The organism is Dyella sp. LX-66, assembly GCF_018599165.1.
GTDB lineage: Bacteria > Pseudomonadota > Gammaproteobacteria > Xanthomonadales > Rhodanobacteraceae > Dyella_D > Dyella_D marensis.
This window is the reverse complement of the sequence record NZ_JAHFVJ010000004.1, coordinates 242,617-268,321: the sequence shown is the minus strand read 5'-3', so window position 1 is coordinate 268,321 and position 25,705 is coordinate 242,617. Positions and strand designations below refer to the sequence as shown.

Genomic DNA, 25,705 nt, shown 5'->3' with positions numbered 1-25,705 from the left:
GCTCACTCCAACCTACCTTGCGGTTTTGGCTTCGACGTAGGGTGTTGCCGAGAGCGCGGCGTTCACGCCGGCAAAGCCGCGTTCCATCACGGCGGTAAACGCCTCGCCGGCCTTCCGCTTCGCACGGAAGGCGCGCAGTGCCTCCCCGTAAGCCACTACCAGCGTGCCCACCAGCATGGTCGCCGCAAGGCGTGCCTCCGGATCGGCATGCGGGCGGCCGACGGCATCGGCGAGCATCGCCGCGAGATCGTCGGCCAGCGTTCCCTGCAGCTCGCGTGCGCGCACGGTGAGTGCGGGGCTGTCGGCGACGGTGCTCCAGAACTGGATGGGGCGCTTGTTGATGCGGAACATCGGGTGCTGCTCATCCAGCAACGCACGCATCAAGGCCTGGAACACCGGGATCGGCGGCTGCTCTGCGCGCGCGGCGATCGCCTGGCGCACCAGCTCCCGGCTTTCGTCCTCGCGGTCGAACACCATGTCTTCCTTGCGCGGGAAGTAATTGAACACGGTTTTCCGCGAGACGCCGGCCTCCTGTGCGATCTCGTCCACGGAGACGTTCTCGAAGCCGCGTTCGACGAAAAGCAGTGTCGCCACGTCCGAAATCATCTGGCGCGTGGCCGCCTTCTTGCTGTCCCGCAGACCGGGTGGATTTGACATGTCGGTGCTCATCCCGCAAAACTTACACTCAGTGTAACATTTTGGCCGGGCGCCCGACACCCCCTTCAGCCTGGTCTCCGCCCAAGGAAATCGCCTTGATTTACGACGTCGTTATCGCGGGAGCCGGCCCGGTCGGCCTGTTCCTCGCCTGCGAGCTGCGCCTCGCCCATGTTTCGGTGCTGGTGCTGGAGCAGGCCGAGGATCCGCGTTCGCCGCTGAAGCGCCTGCCGTTCGGCATGCGCGGCCTGTCCGCGCCCACCACCGAGGCGTTCTACCGCCGCGGACTGCTGGACGAGATTCCCGTGCCGCAACTTTCAAAAGACGGCGCCAACGGCACCGCCGCCGCGCATTGGCTGGGCCAGCCGCGCCGGCCGGCAGGGCACTTTGCCGGTATCCAGTTCTATCAGGACCGGGTCGATGCTTCGAAGTGGCCGTATCGCCTGCCCACGCCGGCAGGCACCAGCATGATGATCGAGCTGGAATCCCTCGAAACCGCTCTGGCCGCGCGTGCTGGCGCGCTTGGCGTGGAGATACGGCGCGGCGCCGCCGTCGAAGGCTTCGATCAGTTCGATGGCGGCGTGGCGATTCGCGCGGGAGGCGAAACCTTTCACGGACGCTGGCTGGTCGGCTGCGATGGTGGCCGCAGCAAGGTGCGCAAGCTGGGCGGCTTCGCGTTTGCCGGCACCGATCCCGAATTCACCGGCTATTCCCTCGAAGTCGAACTCGCCGATCCGGATCAGCTCCGCCCCGGACGTCACTACACCGCCACGGGCATGTACACCTACACAGCGCCCGGAACGATCGCGATGGTCGACTTTGACGGCGGCGCCTATCACCGCACCCAGCCGGTCGCGCATGAGCACGTGCAGGCTGTGCTGCGCCGCGTTTCCGGCGTGGACCTCACCGTCACCGCCCTGCGCCTGGCAACCACCTGGACGGACCGCGCCAAACAGGCGACGGCGTACCGCAACGGACGCGTGCTGCTTGCCGGCGACGCCGCGCATATCCATTCGCCGCTGGGCGGGCAAGGCCTCAACCTCGGTATCGGCGACGCGATGAACCTTGGATGGAAACTCGCCGCCACCATCCACGGCCACGCACCCGAAGGTTTGCTCGACACCTACACCCGCGAGCGGCACCCGGTGGGCGCCAAGGTGCTGGACTGGTCGCGTGCGCAGGTGGCGCTGATGCGGCCCAGTGCCAGCTCGCGTGCGCTGGAGGCGATCATCCGCGACCTGATCGATACGCGTGATGGCGCGACGTATTTCGCCGAGCGCGTATGGGGCGTGGCGCTTCGCTATGACCTCGGCGAAAGCCACCCGCTGGTGGGATACAGCGCGCCGGATTTCGAGCTGGCCGATGGAACCAGGCTTGGCGAATGGCTGAAAGCGGGCAAGGGCCTGGTCGTCGATTTCGATGCAAGCGCACCGCTTCAAGCGTTGGCGGAACGTTGGGGCGATCGGGTCGCCTATATCTCAAGCCATGCGAAAAACAGCCTGGGCGTGAGCGCTGTCCTGGTCCGGCCCGATGGTTTCGTCGCCTGGGCGAGCGAGGGCATGCCAGATCCTGACGAAGCCCAGAGTGCAATGGCTCGGTGGTTCGGTAAGTCCGTCCATTGATGGACTTACCGTTTTACCTCCACGGCTGCGCTGCCCGCTGGGCTGAGAGGGCAGCGCCTGCCTGCGCTTCGTCATCGAACGCCTTTCGCGCCGCGGCGATTGTTTCCTTGTTCGTCTCCGCCCACATCACCAGGCCCATCACCGGCCCCAGCAAGCCCTTCGCCAGTTCCGTCAACTCATAATCCACTCGCGGCGGGATCGTCGGATACATCGTCCGCGTCACCAGGCCATCGCGCTCCAGCGTGCGCAACGTGAGCGTCAGCATGCGCTGCGAAATCCCCGTCACGTCCCGGCGCAATTCATTGAAGCGCCGCGGCCCGTCGCGAAGCATGGCGATGACGAACAGGCTCCATTTGTCGGCGATGCGGTCGAGGATTTCGCGCGTGGCGCGGCAGTTGTCGACGGTGGGACGGGTCGCCTCGGTGATGCCGGTGTGCGTCGGTGACATGCATGTGCCTTCTTGTGGGACGGGGAACGGCGTCCATACCATCCCTGGTGTGGTTCGGTAACTCACGAATCATTAGTTACCTGGTTCCGATTCTACCCTTAAGGAATATTCAATGACTTACAAGAAGACTATCGCCATTTTCGGCGCCGGTCCGGGCCTCGGCGCGTCGCTGGCGGCCCGGTTCGGCAGCGAGGGCTATCGGGTGGCGCTGGTGGCGCGCCGGGCGGCGCCGTTGCAGGAGCGCGTGGCCGAGCTGGCCAGCGCCGGCATCGAGGCGGCGGCGTTTACGGCGGACCTTGGCGACCTCGACGGCATTCCCGCACTGGTCCAGGCGATCGAGCAGCGCTTCGGCGCGATCGATGTCGCCGTCTATGCGCCGGTGCCGTCGATCTTCAGTTTCATTCCCGCGGCGGAGGTGTCGGCATCGGTACTGAAGTCGGCCGCCGACGTTTTCATGTATGGGCCGGTGGAAGTGGCGCGTGCGGTTCTGCCCGCGCAACTGAAGCGTGGCGAAGGCGCGGTGGTCATCGTCAGCGGTCTTTCCGCCGTGCTTCCCGTGCCGGGATTGACCGCCTTCAGTCCCTTGATGGCGGCGGCGCGCAACTATGCGTTCGCGCTGAATGCCGAGGCGAAGGGCCAGGGTATCTATGCGGCCTCGGTGAGCATCGGCGCGATGATCGACCGCTCGGCAGGCAAGCTCGCACTGGAAGCGCAAGGCATCAAGATCGAAGGCGACCTGCCCACCATGGATCCGGACGACATTGCGCAGGAGATCTGGACGATGGTCGCCGAGCGCGGGCGCAACGAGGCGATCCTGCCGCCGCTGCCGCAGGCGTGATGTCCACGCGATGAGCATCGGCGCACCGTGGCTGCCAGGTTGAAAACCTTCCACAAGCAGCGACCGGCCGATTGACCATGGCGCGCCAGCCGGGCGGATAATCTGCCGATCGTCCAGGCAGGAGATCCGCCTTGCTTTTCTATTGCGGTACGAAGAACGCATCGAGCTGGTCGTTGCGCGCATGGCTCGGGCTGAAGGAGGCGGGGCTGGCTTTCGACGAAGTGGACATCGATCTGCGCCAGCCGGCGCGCGGCGAAGCACTGGCACGCGTCGGCCGCGTTTCCCCGACGGCGGCCGTGCCGGCCCTGATCGATGGCGACACCGCGATCTTCGACTCGCTGGCCATCATGGAATACGCCAACGAACTCGGTGGCGGCCATCTCTGGCCCGCGGAGGCGAAGGCCAGGGCGGTGGCCCGTTCGTTGCTTGCCTGGCAGCACAGCGATGTCGGACGCATTTGCCCGGCGTTGTCGTTCGAGAGCGTCTTCTACTCGCAAAAAAGGCAGGCGTCCGAGGCCGAGAAAATCGCGGCGGAGCGATTGCTCACGGTATGGGGCGATTATCTCGACCGCTCGGGCGGCCCGTTCCTGATGGGTGCGCCATGCCTGGCCGACCTCGGTTTCGTACCTACCGTCATGCGCATTTTCAGCCATGTGGAAGTGCCCGCGCGCTGGGGGCATGTGAAGGCGTGGATGGATGCGCTGCTGCAGCGGCCGGCGGTCGTCGAATGGATGGCGGCGGCCAGAATCTTGCCGCCGGTCCATTTGCCGGATTATCTCGGCGATACCGCGGGGCCGGCTTGAATCCGATGGCGCCCGTGCATCGGTGCTCAGCGCGTGCCGATGCCTCGGGCGAGCTTCGCCAGGGTGCGCAGCAACGGCTGATACAGATGTTCGGGCGTATTGCCGTACCCCAGCACCAGGCCGTTGTCGGCTGAGCCTGGCTTTCTCATGAACGAGGACAGCGCCAGTGCTCCCACGCCGTGCGCTCGCGCTGCGCCGACCAGTTCGCGGTCCGCATAGCGGGCCGGCAGCCGCACCATCAGATGCAGGCCGCAGGGGCCGCCCTCGATCTGGTGCTCGATGGAAAAGACGCGTTCCAGTGCCTGCAGCAGCGCCCGCCGCCGGTCGCGATACAAGCGCCGCATGCGCCCGAGATGGCGCGCGTACTCGCCGCTGTCGATGAAATCGGCAAGCGCCAGTTGCGCATGGCGTTGCGCACCGCGCTGCAGTTCGCGCAGCGCATCGGTGACCGCGGGCATCAAACCATGCGGCAGCACGAGGAAGCCGATCCGCAGCGCGGGAAACATGGTCTTGCTGAAGGAGCCCAGGTACAGCACCGGTGCATCGGCCACCAGGCCTTGCATCGCGCCCACCGGTTCGCCGGTGTGGCGAAACTCGCTGTCGTAGTCGTCTTCGATCACCCAGGCGCCATGGCGGCGCGCCGTGTCGATCAGCGCGAGGCGGCGGGCGACCGAGAGCACGGCGCCGGTGGGGTATTGATTGGACGGCGTCGTATAGATGATCCGCGGCGCCGGCGCGTTTGCATTGGCGGCCTCCACGCACATGCCTTGCGCGTCGACGCGCACCGGCACCACCTCCAGGTCGCCGGCATGCATGGCCGTGCGCGCGCCGCGGTAGCCGGGTTCCTCGGTCCAGGCCACGTCGCCCGGATTGGTCAGCAACTGCATGCACAAGGCCAGAGCGTCCTGCGCGCCTTCGGTCACCACGATCTGCGCCGGTGCGCAGTGCACGCCGCGAGTGACGGCGAGATGCCGCGCAATCGCCGCGCGCAGTGCGGGTTCGCCGGCCGGGTCGCCATAGCCCAGCGCGGCGGGGCCGTGGTCGCGCATCGCGCGATCGAGCGCGCGCCGCCATGTGCCGGTCGGAAACTGCGCGAGCGCCGGTACGCCGGGCCGGAAATAACCGCCCTCGTGCGCGGGTGGCGTGGCCGCGCGCGGACGCAGGTTCGCCACCCGGCGCGCAACCACCGGTGGCGCCGCCGCCTGCCTGGTGCGCGCTGGCCGGGTCAGTTCGGTGACGCGCGTGCCGCGCCGGTCGGACTGCACGAATCCTTCGGCCAGCAATTGCTCGTAGACGGCCATGACGGTGTTGCGCGAGATGCCGAGCGCCTCCGCCAGCGCGCGCGTGCCAGGCAAGGGGCTGCCGGCCGGCAGCGTGCCGCCGAGCACCGCTTCGCGCAGCCGCAGCAGTAATTGGCGTTGCAGCGATGGCGCGCTGCGGGCGCGCGACAGCGGCGCATCCAGTGGCTGCTGCCGGGTCGGACGGTGGGCACGGGGAAGCGTCATCGTGTGGCACCATAAAACTGCCATGATCTGGCGCTTTTCATGGTACCTAGGCTTGCCTACGATCTTCAAACACGCCGGCCCGCCGCCGGCCTCACTCAGCGAGACTGCGCCTTGTCCCACACCGCCAACACCTACGGACAACCCATCGGACTGCCCGTGTCCGGCTGGACGCCACGCCCACGGCCGGACCGCGTGGCGCTCGACGGCCGCTATTGCCGCCTCGAACCGCTCGATGCGCAACGCCACGGGGCCGAGCTGTATGCCGCCTACGCCATGGCCCCCGACGGGCGCGACTGGACCTATATGTCCGTCGGCCCGTTCGAGGACGAAGCCAGTTACCTGGTCCACGCGCACAAAGTGGAAGCGAGCGCTGACCCGTTGCACTACACGGTGATCGACCGCGCCAGCGGCCGCGCGGTCGGCACCCTCGCGCTGCTGCGCATCGACCCGGCCAACGGTTCGATCGAAGTCGGCTTCGTGGCGTTCTCGCCGGCGCTGAAGCGCACGCCGGTATCGACGGAAGCGCAATACCTGCTGATGGCGTATGTATTCGACGGGCTGGGCTACCGCCGCTACGAATGGAAATGCGACGACCTCAACGCGCCTTCGCGCGCGGCCGCCGCACGGCTCGGCTTCCAGTACGAAGGCACCTTCCGCCAGGCCATCGTCTACAAGGGGCGCAACCGCGACACCGCGTGGTTCGCCATGACGGACCGCGATTGGCCGGCACTCTCCGCGGCGTTCGACGCCTGGCTGGCGCCCGGCAATTTCGACGGGCAAGGCAACCAGCGCCGCTCGCTGGCGGCCATTCGCGCGGAGCAGGTGTAACGCAGGGGGCGCTGTCCATGAGCGCCCCCTGCGGAACGGCAACCCTCCTGTGACAAAATCCGCCCACGCGTGCTTCATTCCGAAGCACCCAAGGGCCTCCGTACGCATGAAACACCCAAGCCACGCCTTGCTCGCGCGCTGCGCCCTGCTGGCGGTCCTGCTATGCCTCAACGGCTGCGCCATGGTAGGCGTCAGCCGCATCAATGCCCACGATTCGGTGAGCGAGCAGCGCGGCGACGTGATCAGCACCGGGCGCTTGAGCGACCAGACCGTGCAATCGCTCAACGTGGTGGCGCTCGCGGCGCGCGATTGCGAGCGCGCCTTTTCGGCCTGCGTGGACACCGTGCTGCATTCGCCGGGTCTGGACGACGAGCAGCGGCTTTCGGCGCTGTCCGAACTGTGGCTGGGCCTGGCCATCCGCATCGACCGCAGCACGCGCGATACGCAGATGAGCGACCAGGCGCTCGATGCGTACCTGCAGGCGGGGCGCTACGCCTATGCCTATCTGTTCTATACGAAGCGCCAACCCTCCGAGCGCTCCTTCGAATTGCGCCAGGTGCGGGTGATCGGCTTCTACAACTTTGCCGTGCAGCGCTCGATGACGCGCTTCTTTCAGGAACTGCCGCGGCTGGAGCGCCATGCCAGGCATGCCGAGCTGGCCGGCTGGTATGTCACCGGCAACGAGCCGGCGGTGCGCTGGGCAGGCGCGGCTACCGATCCGGCGGAGCTGATTCCCGCCTCGACGCTGCGCTTCAACGGCGTGCGCAATGTGTACCGGCGCGACGGTTTCGGTTCGGAATTCGTGGCGGTGGCGCCGCCGGATGCGCCGTCCAAGGATGTGCCGTGGCGCGATCCCGATTATGTGTCGATGACCGGCGCCATCCTGTTCGACGGCGCCAATCTGGATGAGGTGCTCGCCACCAGGCAGGCGACGGTGCAGGTCGAGGATCCTTATCACGACGACACCATGACTGTGGCCGGGCACGAGGTGCCGCTGGCCGGTAACTTCACCGCGGCCTACGGTGTGTGGCTGGCGCGTTCGGGCTTCGCCACGCAGTCGATCCGTTCGCTGCTGGGCAGGGAAGGTGGCATCCAGACGCCGCGCGTGCTGCTGATGCAGCCCTACGATCCCAGCCGCATGACCATCATCATGCTGCACGGCCTGGCCAGCAGCCCGGAGGCATGGATCAACGTATCCAACGAGGTGATGGGTGACGAGGATCTGCGCCGCAACTACCAGGTGTGGGAAATCTATTACCCGACCAATGCGCCCATCGCGGTCAACCTCGCCAATATCCGCAAGGCGCTCGACGCCACCTTCCAGCATTTCGATCCGGGCGGGCAGGCGCGCGCTTCCAACAACGTGGTGCTGATCGGCCACAGCATGGGCGGCGTGATCGCACGCCTGCTGGTGTCTTCCAGCGGCGACAAGCTGTGGAGCCTGATGCCGGCGCGCGACAATCTTTCGAAGGCGAAGCAGGCACGCCTGCGCGAGCGGCTGGCGCCGTACCTGCAGTTCACGCCGATGCCGCAGGTGACGCGCGCGGTGTTCCTGGCCTCGCCGCAACGCGGCACGCCGTATGCGCAGAACACCCTGGCGCGCTGGATGGCCAACCTGATCCGCCTGCCGGCCAATGTGCTGAAGGAAGTGGCGGGCGTGGCCGATCTGCTGAAGGAAGGCGAAAGCGGCACGCCGGTGCGCATTCCCAACAGCGTCGACAACCTCAGCGATACCGATCCTTTCATCATGGCGGCGGCGGACCTGCCGATGTCGCCCGCGGTGCGTTACCACACCATCGTCGGCGTCTATACGCCGCCGGGGCCATTGGCCGACAGCAGCGACGGCGTGGTGCCCTACAAGAGCGCGCACCTGGAAGGCGCCGAATCGGAGTTGGCGGTGCCTTCGTGGCATAGCGTGCAGGAAACGCCGGCGGCGATTCTGGAGTTACGCAGGATATTGCGGTTGCATGTCGCGGCGACGGGTGGCTCGACGCCATAGGCGCAGCTGCTGGAGCCTTCCGTAAGAGAGGATCGAGTATGAGCGCGAACTTTCCCGCCGTCGTCCCTGAAATGCCCGTCGGCGATATCGCAAGGGCGATCGACTATTACCAGCGCTGCCTGGGCTTCACTCTGGACTGGGGCGGCGCGGATCACGGCGGCATCGCCGGCATCTCGAAAGGGGCATGCCGCCTCTTTCTGACCGACGCCGATTTCCGCCAGAGCTACGGCAACGCAGCGCCCATCCTGCTTTGGATCAATCTGCAGAGCAGGGACGCGGTGGATGAGCTTCACCGCCTATGGAGCAGCAACGGCGCCAGGATCGTGGCGCCGCCGGAATCGAAGTCATGGAAGCTGCACGAGTTCACGGCGGCCGACCCGGACGGCAACCTGCTGCGGGTCTTCTACGATTTCTCGTGGGAGACCGCTTGACGTCTTGCCGAGTGCCGCCGTCGATCTGGCGATGATCGCCTGCGCAGCCCGCGGCTTACGCATAGCTGTCTTTTCAGCGCTGTTCCCGGCCTTATGGACGATGGCGCCCATCGGCCGATGCGCCTATCGTCCCCCGCACGCATATGCAACATATGCGTACTTGCGCGAGCGCTGGTCGGTGCAGCCGATCTGGGCGTTCTACCGGGGGCGCGGTCACCTATCGATACGAACGGGAGACCCAGTGCTATGCAGACTCGATTGCTCTTCGCCATGGCATCCATGGCATTCGCCACGTGCGCCTTGGGGGCGTCGCCAGCCACGCTGAAACTGCAACGCAGCGGCACCACCGTACCGGTCACCACGCCGCTGGGCGGCGCACCGATCACCAGCCTCGAACTGGATCCGGCCACCAGCGCCGGCGATGCCGATTCGGGCGACGTGGGCGACGTCGGCTCGAAACCGGTGATCAACCGCGGCCTTCCGCACGGGAACGCCGGCAGCAACCGGCTGGCGAATGCGAAGCGGGCCAAATCCAGCCCCGAACTGCTCGGCGGTTTCGACGGCCTGAATTTCCACGACCAGCGCTATGCCAACGGTGGCAATCAGTTCTCGCTGGAACCACCCGATCAAGGGATGTGCGCCGGCAACGGCTTTATCGTGGAAAGCGTCAACGACGTGATGGCCATCTACAGCAGCTCCGGCAACAAGCTGGTCGGGCCGGTCGATCTCAATACGTTCTATCACTATCCGGCGGCGATCAATCGCGCGACGGGCGCCTACGGGCCGGAGATCACCGATCCCAGCTGCTATTACGATGCAGGCACGCAGCGCTGGTTCCATGTCGTTTTGACGCTGGACCGTTTCGGCACGACGTCGTCCTTCGCCGGCACCAATCATCTGGACATCGCGGTCAGCCAGACCGCCGATCCCACCGGCGCCTGGAACATCTACCGCCTGCCGGTGCAGAACAACGGCACGCAAGGCACGCCGGATCACGGCTGCGCGGGCGGCTTCTGCCTGGGCGACTATCCGCATATCGGTGCCGATGCGAATGCGATCTTCCTGACCACCAATGAGTACTCGCTGTTCGCGGACGGCTTTTACGGCGCACAGATCTACGTGATTTCCAAGCAGGCACTGGCTGCGGGACAAGTGGCCAACGTGACGATGTTCAACGGCGGCGACCCGAATATCCCTGCGCCTGCATTCACGGTGTGGCCGGCCATTTCGTCCGGCGGACAGTACGCCGGCGGCCATAACGGCACCGAGTATCTGCTGAGTTCGGATGCGGTGTTCTACGACTCGGGCACGTCCAGCACGTTGTGGCTGTGGACGGTGACCAATACGCGGGCGATCGACACCACGCCATCGGCTGTCGCCCTGGACGTCGTCCCCCTGGCCGTGCAGCCGTACGCGGTGCCCAGCAGCCTGGCGAAGCAGAAGCCTGGCAGCACGCCGTTGCGTGATTGCTTTGCGCTGACCGGTTGCGCACCGAACTACCTCGGCTATCCGAACTTCACCTATGCCGCGCCGCGCGATCTCGCGGTGAACGACTCGCGCATGCAGCAGGTGAGCTACGCCAATGGCAAGCTCTGGGGCACGCTGGATACTGATGTGCTGCTCGGCGACGGCAGCCATGGTTCGGGCATCAACTACTTTGTGATCAATCCGGACTCCGGCGGCATCTTCGCCAACGGCACGCTGGCCTTGCCCGATGCCAACCTCACGTACGGCGCGGCAGCTGTGACGCAAAGCGGGCGTGGCGTGATCGCGTTCACCGTGGTCGGACCCAATGATTATCCGAGCGCTGGCTATGCCAGCCTGGATGCGAAGGCCGGTGCCGGCGACGTGCATATCGCCGCGGCGGGCGCGGGGCCGTGGGATGGCTTTACCGGCATTCCCTACCTGGGCGACAACCGTCCGCGCTGGGGCGACTACGGTGCGGCCGCGGTCGACGGCAACACGATCTGGCTGGCTTCGGAGTACATCGCGCAGACCTGCACGCTGGCGCAGTACCTGACGCCGCCGCTGTTCCAGTGCGGCGGCACGCGCGGCGCGCTGGGTAATTGGGCGACGCGGGTTTCGGCGATCGGGCTCTGATTTCCAAGAGGAAAAAACAGCGGGCGCGGTGAAAATACTTCACCGCGCCCGTTCCATTTCCAAGCTCTGCCTATCGCGATTCAGTAAAAACGCGGCTCGTAGATAAGCAGATCGACCTGGTAAGTGCCGCCAAGCTGCTCGGGCTTGAGATCGGGAAAGCGCGCCCAGAGCCCTTCCGCAAGTTCGAAGACCCCGGCCATCGCGCTGCCGACGGCCTTGCGATAAAGATGCCACTCCGCCTTGTCGCCTTTTTCCTGCACAAAAGCCGCGGTTTCGTCCCGCCGGCTGACGATCTGCAGGAACACCACGTTCAAGCGTTCGGCGTCATCCCTGGTCATGGCGTTTCCTCTCCGCTTCAGGTTTCGATCCATGACCTCAAGCTTATGCTCTTTATCCCCGCCGCACTGCCAGGAAGCGGCTGTTGCGCAGCAACCCCGCCGACACCAGCGACACCAGCACCCCGATCGGGAAGATCTCCGCGAAGGTCATCGGCAGGCGGTACATGGGGTTCGCGTACTGGACCTTGAACGCCTCCATCTCGGTGGTCAGTTTCGCCAGGGCCTCGGCGCTGGCGCCCTTGGCCTTCTGGCTGGCGATGATGGCCTGCGCGTAGGAGCTGGCGAAATCCATATGCATCATCGACTGCACCGCCTCCCACGCGGCCACGTAGAAGATGCCGGCGATAAAGCTGATGCCCAGCCCGACCCCGAGCGCCGGCCAGAAGCCGATCACCCCGCCGCGGTCCACGTCGCGGTGCCGCTTGATGCCGACGAACACGGCGCTCAGGGCGATCAGCATGGTGGTGTAGCCGACCACCATGCCGTACTTCAGCGGCGGCATGCCGGAGAACAGCACGAAGGTGGCGAGTTCGAAGCCGCCGACGACCAGGCCGGCGATCAGGCCGTACTTCAGGATGGTGCGTAACACGGTGCTGCTCCTCAGCGATGGATGGTGGCGCCATTGGCCGCGATCCGGCGCCCGGCGGCAATCGCCCGAATGGATGATTTGCGTGCTTTCACCCCAAATGCCGTGGCCTCAGGGCACGATGCCCAGCTCGCGCGCCCGCCGGATGGCATCGGTGCGCCGCTTCGCCCCCAGTTTTTCAAACAGCCGGGCCACGTGGGTCTTCACCGTGTTCGGCGACACGTGCAGGTGCGCAGCGATCTCCTTGTTGGAGTGGCCGGCGGCCAGTTCGTGCAGCACTTCCAGCTCGCGGCCGCTGAGGCCCAGCGCCGTCTGCGCCTTGGGGTTGCCGTCGAAAGCGTGCGCCTCGGGCCGGGCAAACACCCGTACGCCCAGCACGATGCCGAGCACCAGGAAGGCGGCGGCGACCAGGAACACATAGATGTCGCCGGAATGCAGGCGCGCCATGCGCTGGTAGTCGAGCCACTGCAGGGCCAGCGTTCCCGCCGCCAGCAGCGCGCCATAACCTGCCACCCGCTTCCACATCGCCGTCCCCGGCTCCCCTTGAGACGGGCATCTTAGCGCCGGTGCGCGGGCGGCAGCGGGGGCGGGGCGCTTAGTTCTCCAATGCCAGCAGCAGCTGTTGGCGTCCGGCTTCCAGGATCTCGTCGGCCAGTGCTGGATCCGCATCGGCCACCGCACGCGACAACACCAGCGCGCCAACCAGTTGGCTGAAAAGCGCCACCGCCAGCTGGCGTTTCGCTTGCGGGTCCTCGTTGTCGATCAGGCTTGCCAACTGCTCGATATTCCATTGCAGACCGTGCGCATACGACTGCCGCGCTTCGTCGCCTAGGCGGCGCACGTCGCCGGCATAGGCGGTGAGCGGACAGCCCTGCTCGATATTGGCCAGGTGCTCCTTCGACAGGTACCACTCGACATGCCGCTTGATCGGCGTGGCCTTGGCGGCTTTGGAGGCCTGCACGCCCGAGTTGAACAGGGTGGCGCCGTCTTCCATCGCCTTGTCGATGACCGCGGCGACCAGGGCGTCCTTGGATTTGAAGTGGTTGTAGAAGCCGCCCTGGGTAAAGCCGGCGGCCTTGGTCAGCTCGGTCAGGCCCACGGCGGCGACACCGCGCTGGCGGAACAGCTTTTCCGCGGCTTCGACAATAGCCTTTTTGTTTTCAACGGCTTGCTGCTTGCTGACGCCCATGGCGCGCTCCTTTCCGGTGGCCGTCTATCGGACCGATTCAAAAATACGATGGTGATCGCCATTGACAATCATCCGGGTTCGGGCGGATTCTACGCCTCGTCAATGGTGATCGCCATTGTGAATCCCCTCCGGCACGAACCGGGCTTTTCTAGCCCTGCGCAGCCTCCTTCAAGGACACCCCTCATGAAACTCAGCGGCAACACCATCTTCATCACCGGCGGCGCCTCCGGCATTGGCCGCGGCCTGGCCGAAGCGCTGCACCAGCGCGGCAACAAAGTGATCATCGCCGGGCGCCGGCGCGGGCATCTCGATGCCGTGATCGCGGCCAACCCCGGCATGGAGGCGGTCGAGCTGGACATCACCGATCCGGCCAGTATCGAGCGCGTGGCGAAGCAGCTGGTTGCAGCGCATCCCGATCTGAACGTGCTGATCAATAACGCCGGCGTGATGCAGATCGACAGCGTGGGCGGCCAGGTCGACGACGCGATGCTTACCGCAACCGTCGACACCAATGTGCTCGGTCCGATCCGCATGACCTCCGCGCTGATCGAGCATCTGAAGACGAAGCAGAACGCAGTCGTTGCGTACACCAGTTCGGTGCTGGGCTTCGTGCCACTGGCGGTGTCCGGTGTCTATTCCGCGACCAAGGCGGCCTTGCATTCCTATGTGCTGTCGCAGCGCTTCATGCTGCGCGACACCGGCGTGCGCGTACTGGAGATCGCGCCGCCGTGGGTGCGCACCGAGCTGCTCAACAGCCAGGAAGCGGAGCAGGCGATGCCGCTGGACCAGTTCATTGCCGAGACCATCGAGGTGCTGGGCACCGATGTGGACGAAGTGCTGGTGGAGAACGCCAAGGCGTTCCGCGCCAATGTGGGTCCGAACGAGCATGGCTTCGTCAACGGCTTCAATGAGCAGGCGCAGGCCTTGTTCGGCGGCGCGTGAATCGACTCGTTCGTGGAAATGAAAAAGCCGGATGTCCGTTGCGGACATCCGGCTTTTGGCGCGGCGCGAACAGTGCTTACTTCTCTACGTAGCCGCGGCGGTACATGCAATCCTCAATAAGCGCATCGCGGGCTTTTTCATTCGCGTCCCTGACATATTCGCTCGGGCCGATCCATTCCTCTTTGCGGCTGCATTCCTTCTTGCCATTGCGCCATTTGCATTGCTTTTCTCCCTTCTGATAATGGCCTGAGGTTCGCAGAACGACGTTGTCCGTCGGCATGCTGCGATGGCCATTGGCCGTACAGGCGGCCAGATCCCGGTCGCGCTGGTCTTCCGAAACGCCGGGCTGAACCCATTCGGTGCAGGCGCTCAGCGCCAGCATGGCGATGAGCGGTAGGAGAGGGCGAACCGAGCGAAGCATGGCAATGATCCTGCGTAGAAAAATAGGCCTGCGATGCTAGGTTTGCGCCAGCTCTCGTATCACCCGGATTTTTCGAGTGCGCTGCAGGGATGGCCTTCGCCGGCGCATGGCTGCCATGGCCATCATTTGCTGACTTCCAGCCCATAGGCACGATTACCTCGCGGGGTGTTCAATGCGCGAGTTGTTGCCTCCGCTTTCCGGCTTTTCGTGCGTCAGCATCTACCTGGAGGGAATATGCGTTCAGTACTGGGCTTTGCGGCGCTGTTGGCCGCCTTGATCACCACCACGGCACAGGCCAAGGAAGTCGGCGACTACAGCAAGCTGCCGAAGGACCTCGCCGCCGCCGCCACCGCTTACGACATCGCGCAGTTCAAGGCCGACAAGGCGGAACTCGAACGCGTGCTCGCCGACGATTACACGCTGGCCGGCACCGCCGGAAAGAATCTGACCAAGGCGCAATTCATCGCCGACCAGACGGCGCCGGGCAACAAGACCATCTCGGTCGATCTCTACGACCAGGTCAGCAAGGTGTGGAGCGACGGCGCGGTGCTTGCCGGCATGGTGGATGCGAAAGGCAGCAGCCAGGGCAAGGAGTTCACTTTCCGCGGGCGCTTCGTCGATGTGTGGGCGAAACGCAACGGGCAGTGGCAGGTCATCTTTACGCAGATTCATCCGGTCAAATAAGCACGCTTGAAGTGACATGCGCAGTGCGAAGGCCCGCGGTAAGCGCGGGCCTTTTTTAATGCGCTGACACTGTGGTTTCGATGGCTCTTGCGTTTACATATACACTATGTATAGTCAATGAAATCCGTCACGCTGGAGCCATCCGATGTCATACGTATTAGTGGTTGCCATCTCCCTGCATGTTCTCGCCGCCGTGTTCTGGTCAGGCAGTACCGCCGCACTGGCACGCACCGGCGGTAGCGAAACAAAGCGCCTGTTCCGGCCGCAGATGGGTGCGGCGGCGGTTGCCATCCTTACGGGCGGCTATCTGTGGCATGCGATCCATCAAGGCGCCGTGGGGCCGATGGAGCGCAGCTTGATGATCGGCGCATTGAGCGCATTCGCGGCGCTGATCGTGCAGCTGGCGGTGGTGGGCAGCGCCTTGCGCAAGGCGAACGCCGAAGGTGGCGATGCCGCCTTGCCTGCGCGTGTCCTGATCGGGCATCGCGTCGCCGCCGGCCTGCTGATGATTGCGATCGTGACGATGGCAGCAGCACGTTACGTCTGATCTGCCTTACTCTCGCCGCCCATGCGCTATTCAACTCTCTCGAAACTTCTCTTCGCAGCGGCGTTTGTTCTTGCGGTGTCGGCTGAAGCGACGCCGGCACCGGGCCAGCTCGCCGCGCCATGGCAAGCAGGCAAGGCCGACTGCAGCCACGATGCGCCGCCGCCAATCCAGGTGCAGCGCTACAACCAGGACACCTACGTACTGCGCGAGAATCCTTGCGTTACCGACGAAGCGCCTTTCATGTACCTGCTGGTCGGCACGTCGAAGGCGCTGCTGATCGACAGCGGCGACGTGGCGGATGCCAAGGCCGCGCCACTCGCCTCCACGGTGATGTCTTTGCTGCCCGAGCTTGGCGGCGCAAAGCTGCCGCTGGTCGTCGTCCACACGCATGGCCATCTCGATCACCGCGCAGGCGATGGGCAATTCGCCTCGATCGCGAAGGTGCAGGTGATCGGTTCGGATCTCCCGAGTGTGCAGCAGTACTTCAAGTTCCAGCACTGGCCCGACGATGTGGCGCAGGTCGATCTCGGCAACCGCATCGTCGACGTCATCCCGACACCCGGCCATCATCCCGCGCACGTGAGCTACTACGACCGCTCCACCGCGCTGGTCTTCTCCGGCGATGCCTTCCTGCCGGGCAGGTTGCTGATCGACGACACCGCCGCGGCACGGCGCAGCGCGGAACGCCTGGTGGCGTTTCTGCAGGAGCGGCCGGTGTCGCACGTGCTGGGTGGCCACGTCGAGATGGACAGGCATGGCCAGCTGATCATCGGCGGCACCGAGCGCGTCGACGAAAGGCCGCTCGAACTGAGCAAGGACGAGCTGGCGACGCTGCCGCGCATGCTCGCGGACTACAACGGCTTCTTCAGCCGGGAAGGGAACTACGTCGTCTACAACCAGAATCGCGTGCTCGGTGTGCTGCTCGTTGTCGGAGTGGCGCTGGTGATCGTGCTGGCTCTCGCGATTCGCGCGATGTTCCGGCGCATCAGGCGGAAGCGGCGGCTGGCGATCGCTTGATAACTGCTGGCCGGACGTCGCGATGAGCGGCGTCAGTCAGGCGCAAGAATTTGGATCGCTCTAATCGAAAAAAGCAGCTTCTCTCGGCGTTTCGCAAGATTCACAACCGAGTTCGCAAATCTTTCTGTCAACCGCAAGTTGTCACGCTTTGTTGACCTATTCCCGTGATAGCGTCCCCCCGCCGTCGAATAGGGGCTCGGCGGCTATTCCTAGTAACTCGTTTGCACAGAAGCGCATCGCCGGTGCGGCGTAGGTTCTTGCCTGTTTTCCGACAGGCAGGAATGGGGACGGCTTGCTTCTCACAATCGTAATTGCAAGCAAACGTTCCTGTTTTGGGGAGTGTTTCGCGCTGCCCGGTGGTTTCTCATAACCCTTTGGAGAACACCGCAAATGAATAGTGCAAAGATGGGGCAAAAGCGTGCATGTCTGTGGCTCGCCGTGATGGGGCTGATCGGCGTCACCAGTGTGCATGCAGCTGATATGAAGCATCTCCAGGCGCAAAGCCTGGGCGTCACGCCGGGCAATCAGCTCGCTGCGAAGCTGGGCCTGAGCGCCGACAACACCTTCGTCGCACGCAGTGCGGTCAAGACCGTACAAGGCACGCAGAAGGTGCGCATGCAGCAGTACTACAAGGGCGTGCCGGTTTACGGCCGCAGCATCGCGGTCGAGCAGGACGCGGCCGGCAACTCGCTGACCGCCGACGGCGCCGTGCTGCAGAATGTGCAGGTGGATCTGGGCTCGGTCACGCCGCGCCTGGGCACGGCGCAGGCTCTGTCCGCACTGCGCGCCACCAAGGGCTTCCTGCCGACCACCGCGACGGCGCCGCGCAACGAGCGCGCGGACCTTTACGTGTATCCGGATGCCAGCGGCCGCGCGCGGCTGGTGTACCTGACCTCGTACGTGGTCGACAGCCCGAAGGCCTCGCGCCCGACGGCCATCGTCGATGCCAACACCGGGCAGGTCATCAAGCAGTGGGAAGGCCTGACCAATGCCAATGCCACCGGCCCGGGCGGCAACGCCAAGACCGGCATGTACCAGTACAACGGTACGCAGTATCCGTATCTCAACGTCACGCAGTCTGGCACCACCTGCACGTTCCAGAACGCGAACGTGAAGACCTACAACATGAACCACTCCACCAGCGGCACCGGCACGCTGTGGAGCTTCACCTGCTCCAACAGCGACGAGCCGGATGTCAACGGCGCCTATGCACCGATCAACGACGCCCACCACTTCGGCGGCGTGGTGCATGACCTCTACCAGAGCTGGTTCGGCGCACCGCCGCTCAACCAGGTGCTGATCATGAAGGTGCACTACGGCAGCAGCTACGAGAATGCCTTCTGGGACGGCAGCTCGATGACCTTCGGCGACGGCGCCACCACGTTCTATCCGCTGGTGTCGCTGGACGTGACCGGCCATGAAATCAGCCACGGCTTCACCGAACAGCACTCCAACCTGGAGTACAGCGGCCAGTCCGGCGGCATGAACGAGGCCTTCTCGGACATGGCCGGCGAAGCGGCCGAGTATTTCGACCGCAACGGCAACAACGACTTCCTGGTCGGCGCCGAGATCTTCAAGTCCAGCAGCGGCGCGCTGCGCTATATGTGCAACCCGACCCAGGACGGCTCGTCGATCGACAACGCGGCCGACTACTACGACGGCCTGGACGTGCACTACTCCAGCGGCGTGTACAACAAGGCGTTCTGCGTGCTGGCCAAGACCAGCGGCTGGAACACCCGCAAGGCGTTCGAGGTGTTCGAAGGCGCCAATGCGGTGTACTGGACCGCGACGTCGGACTACAAGGACGGCGCCTGCGGCGTGGAGAAGGCCGCGGTGGACAAGGGCTACACCAAGGCCGACGTGACCGCGGCGTTCACCGCCGTGGGCGTGAGCTGCTCGGGCGGCGGCGGTGGCGGTACCGCGTTGCAGAACGGCGTGCCGGTCACCGGCCTGTCGGGCTCCACCGGTACGCAGCTCGCCTACACCGTGGCGATCCCGGCGGGTGCGCGCAACCTGAAGATCGCGATCTCGGGCGGCAGCGGCGACGGCGACCTGTACGTGAAGTTCGGCTCCGCGCCGACCACGTCCAGCTACAACTGCCGTCCGTACCTGACCGGCAACAACGAGAGCTGCAGCTTCAGCACGCCGTCGACCGGCACGTACTACGTGATGATCCGCGGCTATACGTCCTTCTCGGGCGTGACGCTGAAGGCGACCTGGACTCCCTGACCGGCATGCTGAAACCACCGCTGCGGCGGCGGTAAATCATGCAGGGAAGTGAGTGCGAAGCCGGTGGGCGCGATGCGTCCACCGGCTTTTTTCATGCCCGGCGTCTTGCCTTATAGGCCAGCACGAATACGGCGATCGAGACGGCCAGCACTACGGCAGCGGGAATCGCATGTGGGGCTTCCCCGGCAGCGACGATGGTGACGACCGCGGTACCCATCACGACCACGCCGATCGCCGCGCCGATAAGCCGCGTGGCAGGAACAAGCAGCAGGATCGTTGCCGTCAGCTCGCAAGCGGCCGTGAGGTAATGGAACCAGGAGGGATAACCCCAGCGTTCATAGCTGGCGGTGGCCTTGGGAGAAATGAACACATTGCCCCATGCGCCTAGAGCGAAGCCTATGGCGAGCAGCCAGGCCAATGCATTGCGCGCAATCCGGGTGAATTTATTCATGGGTGTGCCGTGGTTTGCCGATGCGCCGCGATTATGGGGCAGGGCAGGTGCAATGCAATGGCGCGATCCGGACCGACGGTTCCACACGCCAGCCATCGAAAGTGGAAACCTGCTGGCGATCGGCTGCCGTATCATCGGCCGTCAGCAGAAGTTCGCCTTTTCTTGATAGGCGGCATCGGGAAAATTCACAGCGGCCAACCGCTCGCATTCAAGGGCACGTCATGCGCATCGCCAAGTTCGTCATCGCAGCCCTGGGTGTGGCATCGATCGGCGCCGGCTCGCTGTACGCCTTCAACCGTCCCACGATGCCCTTGAACGAAAAGGCCGCGCGATCGACGCTGGTATTCTTCGGCACCGTCAAGGAAGCCAATTATCGAGATCTGCGCCTGGCCGGCAATGAACGCGCGGCCTTGGTGCGGATCGACAAGGTGCTGAAGGGCGCGCCGGGTGACGATGTCCAGATTATCTGGACCAACGGGATCGCCGAACTCTCTTTGGACTGCTGCGTGGCGGGTGGGAGGTATCTTTTCTTCGTGGCGGCAAACCAGCGCGGGTTATATGAAAGCGTCAGCGGTGCCGATGGTGTTTACCGGATAGATATGTAGCGCCGGCAGCTGGCAGTGATTGAGACTGATGGTGGCGTCAGTCCTGTCCAAGTCGATCGAGAATCCGCGTTGCATGAAATACGCGGTTCCTCCTGCCTTTGGGTTCCGCCAGGATGCCTTTCTCAACCAACACCTTCATCGCATTGTTGGCGGAGACAAACGAGATGCCCAGGACTTCGGCTGCTTGAGTGACGGACACGACAGGGCGGCCCAGCAATAGCCGGGGAAATTGGCGCGCCGCCGAATGTGCCTTCAACTCGGACAATGCTTCCATCCACTCATCATGAATGTGGTTGAGATCTTTGGCGATCGCGATGGCGGTTTCGGTGGAGCGGATGACCGCCTCGCAAAGAAAGACAACCCAGGCATTCCAATCTCCCCGCAATTGCGCATTGGTCAGGGCGTCGTAGTAGGCGCGGCGGTAACGAAGCAGATAGCCCGAAAGGTACAAGGGCGGATATCCCTCCGCTGCCAGCATCAACGGCATGATCAGGCGGCCGATGCGGCCGTTGCCATCAAAAAACGGGTGGATGGTTTCGAACTGGGCATGCGCGATGGCCAGTTGCGCCACGATCGAGATGATGGCGACTTCGTCCTCGCGTGGCTGGTAGCGAAGCATGGAGTTTTCGAGTTCTTCCATGCAGCCCGCGACCGCATGGGGTGGTGGTGGAACGAAAGTGGCGTCTTCGATCCGGCCGCCGCCGATCCAGACTTGTGCATCGCGATATTCACCGGGCCTTAGTCGAGCGGGCGCGCCATCCAGCAAGATGCGATGCATGCGCTTGATCAGGTCGATACCGATGGCGGAGCGTGCCTGCTTTTCGTGCAGAGCCCGCTGTCCCTCTGCCAGCGCATGGACGTATCGCTCCACTTCCGTCACATCGGGGGTCGCGCCATCTTGACCCTGCGTGGCTTCGTATTCCAAAAGCTCGGGAAGATTGGTCTTGGTCCCTTCGATCTGGGAGCTTTGGACGGCCTCGCGCCTGACCAGAGTGCGAGTGATCAGCCCGGCGTTTGGAAGCTTCGCCGCTTCAGCGCGAAGCGTGCCGAGGGCTTCGTGCGCCCGCTGCAGCTGAGTTTGCATGGCGGGGCTTTGCGGCAATGCGCGAGGCGTCTCGGGCGGGATGAGGGCATAACAGTGCTCATGCGGTTTGGCGCATTTCACTAAATGCCGCTGCCGATCTTGGCTGAGGTCTGCTTTGCGCACTGAGAGGCTCCGGCTCTTCGAAGGCTAACCTTCAATAAGTCGGCACCTTATTAAAGTTTTTGATCAAAATCTTTAATAAAAGTACGATTAATTGAAGTTCGCGCAAGTGGGGGTAGGGCTAGGGGTATCCCCCTATTTCATTGTTTTTCCTACAAATCCTAGGGCGCGCACCCACTCCGCATCCCTCCGCGTCGTCTCCACCCGCTGCTTCCGGTAATGCCGTTCCGCCCGGTCCTGCACGTAGGTCACCCACCGCCGGAACCACCGCTCGCTGTGCTGCATATCGCGGATCAGCAGCCCCATCAGCCGGCGTCCCGCTGCCGGTGCGAAGCGTTTGAACAGATCGTCATCCACGCTGATGATCGCCTCGGTCGTGCCAGGATCGCCCTGGCGCGCGCTGCGTCCGAACAGCTGCCGGTCCACCCGGGCCGATTCGTGGAATTCGGTGAGGATGACGTGCAGGCCGCCGCCGGCTTCCACGTCTTTGGTGAGCTTGATGTCGGTGCCGCGGCCGGCCATGTTGGTGGCGACGGTGATGCGGCCGGGCTGGCCGGCGTCGCCGACGATCTCCGCCTCGCCCTTGTCCTGCCGCGCGTTGAGCACGATGTGTTCGACGCCTTCTTCCTCGAACAGGCGCCCGAGTATTTCGGAGGCTTCGACCGATCGCGTGCCCACCAGCACGGCGCGCCCATCCGCGGCCAGCTCGATCGCCCGCCGCGCCACTTCGCGCCACCGCTGTGCGCTGTCCGCGCAAATGCGGTCCGCCAGCCGCCGGCGCCGGCTCGGCTTGTGCGTGGGAATCCGCGTGACCGGCAGGCCGTAGGTCTGCTTCACTTCCAGGGCTACTTCCTGCGCGGTGCCGGTCATGCCGCTCAGCAACAGATAGCGCCCGAAGAACCGCTGATAGGTGATCTGCGCCAGCGTCCGCCGCTGCCCGGTGATCTCGCAGCCTTCCTTGCACTCGATCATCTGGTGCAGGCCGCGTTCCCAGGTGCGGTCCGGCATCACGCGGCCGGTGGATTCGTCGACGATCTGCACCTTGTCCTCGGCCAGGATGTAGTCCTGGTCGCGGGTGAAGCAATGCACGGCCGATAAGGCCTTCTGCACGAACTCGTCGCGCCACAGCGGCGAGCGCCACAGGCCGCCGAACGAGGCTGTCAGTTCGCGCACGCGTTGCCGGCCGGTTTCGGTCAGCCAGATATCGCGGCGCGGGCCCTTGATGTAATCCGTGCCCGCGAGCAGCGTCCGCGCCAGCTCCACCGACTGCGTATACACCGCCGGATCGAGATCGTCCGGCAGCGTCTCGGAAATAATCAACGGTGTGCTGGCCTCGTCGATCAGCACGCTGTCTGCCTCGTCGATGATGGCGAAATGCAGGCCGCGCAGGATCGGCGGCTCCCCGCGCGCGCCGCCGGCCAGCTCGCGCAGGCGCTGCTGGGTTGCCGAGATCTCTCCCAGCGCAATGCAGTCCTTCAGATAATCGAACGTCAACTCCTTGTTCGACACGTAGGCGATATCGCAGGCATAGGCCTTGCGCCGGTCCGCCACCGACATGTCCTGCAGCACCACGCCGGCGCTCATGCCGAGGAAATCGAACAGCGCGCGGTTGTGTTCCGCATCGCGCTCGGCGAGATAGTCGTTCACCGTCACCACGTGCACCGCGGCACCCGTCGCGGCCGCGGCACAGGCGGCGAGCGTGGCGGCCAGGGTCTTGCCTTCGCCGGTGGACATCTCCGCCAGCCGCCCTTGCAGCAGCGCACGGCCGGCGAGCAGCTGCACGTCGTGATGGCGCATTCCCAGGGTGCGGCGCGAGGCTTCGCGGATCAGCGCGAACGCATCCGGCAGGATCGCATCGGTAAAACCTTCCAGATGCATGCGGTGAGCGACGGCGCGCAGGCGTTCGCGCACCTGCTCGTCGCTCGCCGCACGTGCGGCTTCCTCACGTGCCGCCGTCGCGGCCAGGAAGCCACGCACGCGCCGCCGGTCGAAGCGCGGCAGGCTGTCGAGCATCGCCCGCAAGCGGTCCTCCCAGCGCGAGCGCTTCGCATCCAGCCGTTCCAGATAAGGCCCATCGCCCAGCCGCAGATCGCGATCCGCCAGCAGGGCGCGCACGTCAGACACCGAAATGCCCCAGGAACACCTGCCGCAGGCGCCGCAAGCCTTGGCGGGCCAGCGATTCGCTGCCGTGATCGAAACGCACGTGCACGCGCTCGCCGAACGGCGGCGCGATGCCGGCGGGCAGGGCGACGTCGACGATAAACACGCGCTGCAGCGTCTTCACCCCGTTGTTGTCGTTCGGGTTGGTGGGAATGGCACCGCCGCCGTTGAGCCCCAGCGCCGCGGTGGGCAATTCGTCCACCGCGCCGGGGAAGCTGCGCACCACGCTGGAGGCGCGTTCCTCGCCCAGCGAATCGGCCAGGCGCAACTGCACGCCGTGCAGGCGCTGGTGCACCAGATCGATATCGTCCTGTTGCACCACCACCCGCACCATCAGGTCGCGCGGCGCCAGCACGTAGCCCAGCAACTCACCCTTCTTGTAGTAGTGGCCCGGCATGTCCTGCGGCGTGGCGGCGATCAGGCGGCCGTCGCCACCGGCATGGCCGATCAGGCGTGCGGCGCGCAGTTCGGCGCGTTCGAGCACTTCGCGTGCTTCGGCCAGTTGGCGCCCGCTGACCTGGGCTTTCACGGGGTCGATGAAGGCGTCCGCGTCGTAGCGCGCCTGCGCTTCGTCCAGCTTGGCCTGGTCGACCGCCAGTTCCGCCTGCAGCTGCGGGTTGTCCATCAGGTAGACGGACTGGTCGCGCCGCACGGCCTGCTCCGGCGCCGCCATCCAGGCATGGAAGAAGCCGTTCTCCTGTGCGTGCAGCATGGAGCGGTCCGGCAGCCACACCACGCCCTCGGCGCGCGTATGCAGCGGCACCGGCACGAACAGCAGCACGGCGAGCAGGACGCCGACCGCCACAGCGGTACGGCGATAGGCGCTGGCGCGCACGCGATGCAGCGCGCCGGCGGTGCGCAGATGCTTCAACCCCTTGCGGATCGGCCCCACCAGCAAGCCGTATGCACTCCAGCACGCCATCAGCGCGCCGACGATGAAGTACTTGCCCGCCACCAGGAAGATCACCGACAGCGTCACCGTGGTGCGGTAGAACCACGCCAGCGGCGCATAGAAGAACAGCCAGCGCTGCTCGGCCGGCGTCTCGTCCGGCTTCACCGCGTCGGTGGAACCGAAGGCGTAGCGGTCCAGCAGCCAGGTCCACCAGGCGGTGCCGCGCTGGGCCAGGTTGGGCATCTCGATCAGGTCGGCCAGGATGTAATAGCCGTCGTAGCGCAGCAGCGGGTTGCCGTTGACCAGCAAGGTGGACACGCCGCCGATTACCATCACGTTGAACGCCACCGCGCGCAGCACGCCAGGTTCGGCGGCCAGCCACACGTAGAGCGCGAGCGCGGCGAGAAACAGCTCCACCAGCATGCCGGCGGCTGCGACCAGTGCGCGCCGATATTTCGACGGAAAGGCCGCGGAAGACGACGCCTCCACATACGGCACCGGCGCGAAGATCAGGAACATCACGCCCAGCTCGCGCACCGCGCCGCCCCAGCGCTTCACTGCAAAGCCGTGCCCCAGCTCGTGCAGCAGCTTCACCACCGGATACACCGCCAGCATCACCAGCAGGTTGCTCGACGACAGCACGCGGTCGGACAGGTTGTGCGTCAGCTCGCCCCAATGCTGCGCCGCCAGCACCATGGCCGGCAGCATCACGGCCAGCCACAGCAGCGCGCCGACCGGGCCGAAGCACCACGAGAGATAGGGTGACAAACGGGTAAGGAAGCGGTCGGGATTGAGCAGCGGCAGCTTCACGCTCATCGGATTGAGCAGCCACTGGCGGATGGTCTCGGTGCGCTTGCGCTTGTGGCGGTCCAGCGCTTCGGCGGAATCCGGCGCCACGTCGGTCTGCAGCAGATCCGCGCCGTGCAGCTGCACCAGCAGATCCACCACTTCCGGTTGCGTGCAGGCATCGCGCGATTCGGAGGTGTTGGCTCGCTCCCATAAAGCCTGCACCGTCTGCCGCCCATCCATGCCGGCGATAAACGCATACGCCGCGGTGGACAGGCGATAGACGCGCCCACCGGTCTGGTCCTGCACCACGTACCAGGGCTTGCCGCGGAACACCACGCGCTGCACCGTGGCATACGGCATCAGCCGCGGCCGCAGCTGCGCCACGCTATGCCAGGAAGGGCTGAACGGACTGCGCGCCATGGG

26 protein-coding genes are annotated in these 25,705 nt (G+C 65.1%); 14 read left to right on the top strand and 12 right to left on the bottom strand.

The annotated features are described in order from the left end of the window. Window positions 1–12: 12 nt before the first annotated feature. Entirely contained in the window at window positions 13–669 is a 657-nt protein-coding gene (locus tag KK141_RS10075) for a TetR/AcrR family transcriptional regulator (protein ID WP_250901674.1), read from the bottom strand. Window positions 670–752: 83 nt separating this feature from the next. Here KK141_RS10075 and KK141_RS10070 point away from each other — a divergent pair, with 83 nt between their 5' ends. Next, window positions 753–2,276 (top strand): FAD-dependent monooxygenase, encoded by a 1,524-nt coding sequence (locus KK141_RS10070; RefSeq protein ID WP_214570677.1) that lies wholly within the window; start codon window positions 753–755, stop codon window positions 2,274–2,276. 13 nt (window positions 2,277–2,289) lie between these two features. Here the strand turns inward: KK141_RS10070 and KK141_RS10065 are convergent, their stop codons facing one another. Beyond that, on the bottom strand, window positions 2,290–2,724 hold the full coding sequence (locus KK141_RS10065; protein ID WP_214570528.1) for a helix-turn-helix domain-containing protein: 435 nt from the start codon (window positions 2,722–2,724) through the stop codon (window positions 2,290–2,292). A gap of 112 nt (window positions 2,725–2,836) precedes the next feature. Here KK141_RS10065 and KK141_RS10060 point away from each other — a divergent pair, with 112 nt between their 5' ends. Beyond that, window positions 2,837–3,562 (top strand): SDR family NAD(P)-dependent oxidoreductase, encoded by a 726-nt coding sequence (locus KK141_RS10060; protein WP_214570529.1) that lies wholly within the window; start codon window positions 2,837–2,839, stop codon window positions 3,560–3,562. A 131-nt stretch (window positions 3,563–3,693) separates the two neighbouring features. Beyond that, on the top strand, window positions 3,694–4,365 hold the full coding sequence (locus KK141_RS10055; protein WP_214570530.1) for a glutathione S-transferase family protein: 672 nt from the start codon (window positions 3,694–3,696) through the stop codon (window positions 4,363–4,365). 26 nt (window positions 4,366–4,391) lie between these two features. Here the strand turns inward: KK141_RS10055 and KK141_RS10050 are convergent, their stop codons facing one another. Then, window positions 4,392–5,870 carry a PLP-dependent aminotransferase family protein gene (locus KK141_RS10050; protein ID WP_214570531.1) on the bottom strand — a complete coding sequence of 493 codons (1,479 nt, stop codon included), beginning with the start codon at window positions 5,868–5,870 and terminating at the stop codon, window positions 4,392–4,394. 111 nt (window positions 5,871–5,981) lie between these two features. Here KK141_RS10050 and KK141_RS10045 point away from each other — a divergent pair, with 111 nt between their 5' ends. From KK141_RS10045 to KK141_RS10030, 4 genes are all read left to right on the top strand, one after another. Then, entirely contained in the window at window positions 5,982–6,698 is a 717-nt protein-coding gene (locus KK141_RS10045) for a GNAT family protein (RefSeq protein WP_214570532.1), read from the top strand. A 106-nt stretch (window positions 6,699–6,804) separates the two neighbouring features. After that, window positions 6,805–8,697 carry an alpha/beta fold hydrolase gene (locus KK141_RS10040; protein WP_214570533.1) on the top strand — a complete coding sequence of 631 codons (1,893 nt, stop codon included), beginning with the start codon at window positions 6,805–6,807 and terminating at the stop codon, window positions 8,695–8,697. Window positions 8,698–8,735: 38 nt separating this feature from the next. Further along, a complete protein-coding gene (locus KK141_RS10035; RefSeq protein WP_214570534.1) occupies window positions 8,736–9,128 on the top strand; it encodes a VOC family protein in 393 nt (130 codons plus the stop codon). Between the two features lie 279 nt (window positions 9,129–9,407). Continuing rightward, entirely contained in the window at window positions 9,408–11,228 is a 1,821-nt protein-coding gene (locus tag KK141_RS10030; protein ID WP_250901673.1) for a hypothetical protein, read from the top strand. An 80-nt stretch (window positions 11,229–11,308) separates the two neighbouring features. Here KK141_RS10030 and KK141_RS10025 read toward each other — a convergent pair whose 3' ends face one another. The 4 genes from KK141_RS10025 to KK141_RS10010 all read right to left on the bottom strand — a co-directional run bounded on the left by KK141_RS10025 (window position 11,309) and on the right by KK141_RS10010 (window position 13,341). After that, entirely contained in the window at window positions 11,309–11,566 is a 258-nt protein-coding gene (locus KK141_RS10025; RefSeq protein WP_214570536.1) for a hypothetical protein, read from the bottom strand. Window positions 11,567–11,618: 52 nt separating this feature from the next. Continuing rightward, a complete protein-coding gene (locus KK141_RS10020; protein WP_168648696.1) occupies window positions 11,619–12,155 on the bottom strand; it encodes a DUF4199 domain-containing protein in 537 nt (178 codons plus the stop codon). A 108-nt stretch (window positions 12,156–12,263) separates the two neighbouring features. Further along, window positions 12,264–12,665 carry a response regulator transcription factor gene (locus KK141_RS23080; protein WP_345777829.1) on the bottom strand — a complete coding sequence of 134 codons (402 nt, stop codon included), beginning with the start codon at window positions 12,663–12,665 and terminating at the stop codon, window positions 12,264–12,266. A gap of 82 nt (window positions 12,666–12,747) precedes the next feature. Further along, window positions 12,748–13,341, bottom strand: coding sequence for a TetR/AcrR family transcriptional regulator (locus tag KK141_RS10010; RefSeq protein WP_214570538.1), 594 nt, complete (start codon window positions 13,339–13,341; stop codon window positions 12,748–12,750). Window positions 13,342–13,524: 183 nt separating this feature from the next. Between KK141_RS10010 and KK141_RS10005 the strand changes: the two genes are divergently transcribed. Then, entirely contained in the window at window positions 13,525–14,283 is a 759-nt protein-coding gene (locus tag KK141_RS10005) for an SDR family NAD(P)-dependent oxidoreductase (protein ID WP_214570539.1), read from the top strand. 76 nt (window positions 14,284–14,359) lie between these two features. On the opposite strand, the gene KK141_RS10000 is transcribed toward KK141_RS10005, so the two are convergent. Beyond that, window positions 14,360–14,704, bottom strand: coding sequence for a hypothetical protein (locus KK141_RS10000; RefSeq protein WP_214570540.1), 345 nt, complete (start codon window positions 14,702–14,704; stop codon window positions 14,360–14,362). 234 nt (window positions 14,705–14,938) lie between these two features. On the opposite strand from KK141_RS10000, the gene KK141_RS09995 reads away from it, so the two are divergent. From KK141_RS09995 to KK141_RS09980, 4 genes are all read left to right on the top strand, one after another. After that, on the top strand, window positions 14,939–15,388 hold the full coding sequence (locus tag KK141_RS09995; protein ID WP_214570541.1) for a nuclear transport factor 2 family protein: 450 nt from the start codon (window positions 14,939–14,941) through the stop codon (window positions 15,386–15,388). A 145-nt stretch (window positions 15,389–15,533) separates the two neighbouring features. Then, entirely contained in the window at window positions 15,534–15,935 is a 402-nt protein-coding gene (locus KK141_RS09990; RefSeq protein WP_214570542.1) for a hypothetical protein, read from the top strand. Window positions 15,936–16,010: 75 nt separating this feature from the next. Then, the gene (locus KK141_RS09985) at window positions 16,011–16,952 is read left to right on the top strand and encodes an MBL fold metallo-hydrolase (protein WP_214570543.1); all 942 of its coding nucleotides are present in this window, start codon (window positions 16,011–16,013) and stop codon (window positions 16,950–16,952) included. A 480-nt stretch (window positions 16,953–17,432) separates the two neighbouring features. Then, window positions 17,433–19,181 (top strand): M4 family metallopeptidase, encoded by a 1,749-nt coding sequence (locus tag KK141_RS09980; RefSeq protein WP_250901672.1) that lies wholly within the window; start codon window positions 17,433–17,435, stop codon window positions 19,179–19,181. Window positions 19,182–19,272: 91 nt separating this feature from the next. On the opposite strand, the gene KK141_RS09975 is transcribed toward KK141_RS09980, so the two are convergent. Next, on the bottom strand, window positions 19,273–19,632 hold the full coding sequence (locus KK141_RS09975) for a DoxX family protein (protein WP_214570544.1): 360 nt from the start codon (window positions 19,630–19,632) through the stop codon (window positions 19,273–19,275). Between KK141_RS09975 and KK141_RS09970 the strand changes: the two genes are divergently transcribed. Both KK141_RS09970 and KK141_RS09965 read left to right on the top strand, forming a co-directional pair. Then, the gene (locus tag KK141_RS09970; RefSeq protein WP_214570545.1) at window positions 19,631–19,798 is read left to right on the top strand and encodes a hypothetical protein; all 168 of its coding nucleotides are present in this window, start codon (window positions 19,631–19,633) and stop codon (window positions 19,796–19,798) included. The two genes, KK141_RS09975 and KK141_RS09970, sit on opposite strands and share 2 nt — an antisense overlap. Before the next feature lie 55 nt (window positions 19,799–19,853). Further along, the gene (locus tag KK141_RS09965) at window positions 19,854–20,237 is read left to right on the top strand and encodes a hypothetical protein (protein WP_214570546.1); all 384 of its coding nucleotides are present in this window, start codon (window positions 19,854–19,856) and stop codon (window positions 20,235–20,237) included. Window positions 20,238–20,274: 37 nt separating this feature from the next. Here the strand turns inward: KK141_RS09965 and KK141_RS09960 are convergent, their stop codons facing one another. The 3 genes from KK141_RS09960 to KK141_RS09950 form a co-directional block, all read right to left on the bottom strand. Beyond that, window positions 20,275–21,444, bottom strand: a complete 1,170-nt coding sequence (locus KK141_RS09960) for a Fic/DOC family N-terminal domain-containing protein (protein WP_214570547.1) — start codon at window positions 21,442–21,444, stop codon at window positions 20,275–20,277. 132 nt (window positions 21,445–21,576) lie between these two features. Next, the gene (locus KK141_RS09955) at window positions 21,577–23,565 is read right to left on the bottom strand and encodes a DEAD/DEAH box helicase (RefSeq protein ID WP_214570548.1); all 1,989 of its coding nucleotides are present in this window, start codon (window positions 23,563–23,565) and stop codon (window positions 21,577–21,579) included. After that, window positions 23,558–25,702, bottom strand: a complete 2,145-nt coding sequence (locus tag KK141_RS09950) for a hypothetical protein (protein WP_214570549.1) — start codon at window positions 25,700–25,702, stop codon at window positions 23,558–23,560. Before KK141_RS09950 ends, KK141_RS09955 begins: the two co-directional genes overlap by 8 nt. Window positions 25,703–25,705 lie beyond the last annotated feature (3 nt).

Coding starts and splice junctions, on each gene's coding strand:
- KK141_RS10075 (WP_250901674.1), bottom strand. CDS start 669: ATGAGCACCGACATGTCAAATCCACCCGGTCTGCGGGACAGCAAGAAG.
- KK141_RS10065 (WP_214570528.1), bottom strand. CDS start 2,724: ATGTCACCGACGCACACCGGCATCACCGAGGCGACCCGTCCCACCGTC.
- KK141_RS10060 (WP_214570529.1), top strand. CDS start 2,837: ATGACTTACAAGAAGACTATCGCCATTTTCGGCGCCGGTCCGGGCCTC.
- KK141_RS10050 (WP_214570531.1), bottom strand. CDS start 5,870: ATGACGCTTCCCCGTGCCCACCGTCCGACCCGGCAGCAGCCACTGGAT.
- KK141_RS10040 (WP_214570533.1), top strand. CDS start 6,805: ATGAAACACCCAAGCCACGCCTTGCTCGCGCGCTGCGCCCTGCTGGCG.
- KK141_RS10035 (WP_214570534.1), top strand. CDS start 8,736: ATGAGCGCGAACTTTCCCGCCGTCGTCCCTGAAATGCCCGTCGGCGAT.
- KK141_RS10030 (WP_250901673.1), top strand. CDS start 9,408: ATGGCATTCGCCACGTGCGCCTTGGGGGCGTCGCCAGCCACGCTGAAA.
- KK141_RS10025 (WP_214570536.1), bottom strand. CDS start 11,566: ATGACCAGGGATGACGCCGAACGCTTGAACGTGGTGTTCCTGCAGATC.
- KK141_RS10010 (WP_214570538.1), bottom strand. CDS start 13,341: ATGGGCGTCAGCAAGCAGCAAGCCGTTGAAAACAAAAAGGCTATTGTC.
- KK141_RS10005 (WP_214570539.1), top strand. CDS start 13,525: ATGAAACTCAGCGGCAACACCATCTTCATCACCGGCGGCGCCTCCGGC.
- KK141_RS10000 (WP_214570540.1), bottom strand. CDS start 14,704: ATGCTTCGCTCGGTTCGCCCTCTCCTACCGCTCATCGCCATGCTGGCG.
- KK141_RS09995 (WP_214570541.1), top strand. CDS start 14,939: ATGCGTTCAGTACTGGGCTTTGCGGCGCTGTTGGCCGCCTTGATCACC.
- KK141_RS09990 (WP_214570542.1), top strand. CDS start 15,534: ATGTCATACGTATTAGTGGTTGCCATCTCCCTGCATGTTCTCGCCGCC.
- KK141_RS09980 (WP_250901672.1), top strand. CDS start 17,433: ATGAAGCATCTCCAGGCGCAAAGCCTGGGCGTCACGCCGGGCAATCAG.
- KK141_RS09970 (WP_214570545.1), top strand. CDS start 19,631: ATGGGTGTGCCGTGGTTTGCCGATGCGCCGCGATTATGGGGCAGGGCA.
- KK141_RS09975 (WP_214570544.1), bottom strand. CDS start 19,632: ATGAATAAATTCACCCGGATTGCGCGCAATGCATTGGCCTGGCTGCTC.
- KK141_RS09965 (WP_214570546.1), top strand. CDS start 19,854: ATGCGCATCGCCAAGTTCGTCATCGCAGCCCTGGGTGTGGCATCGATC.
- KK141_RS09950 (WP_214570549.1), bottom strand. CDS start 25,702: ATGGCGCGCAGTCCGTTCAGCCCTTCCTGGCATAGCGTGGCGCAGCTG.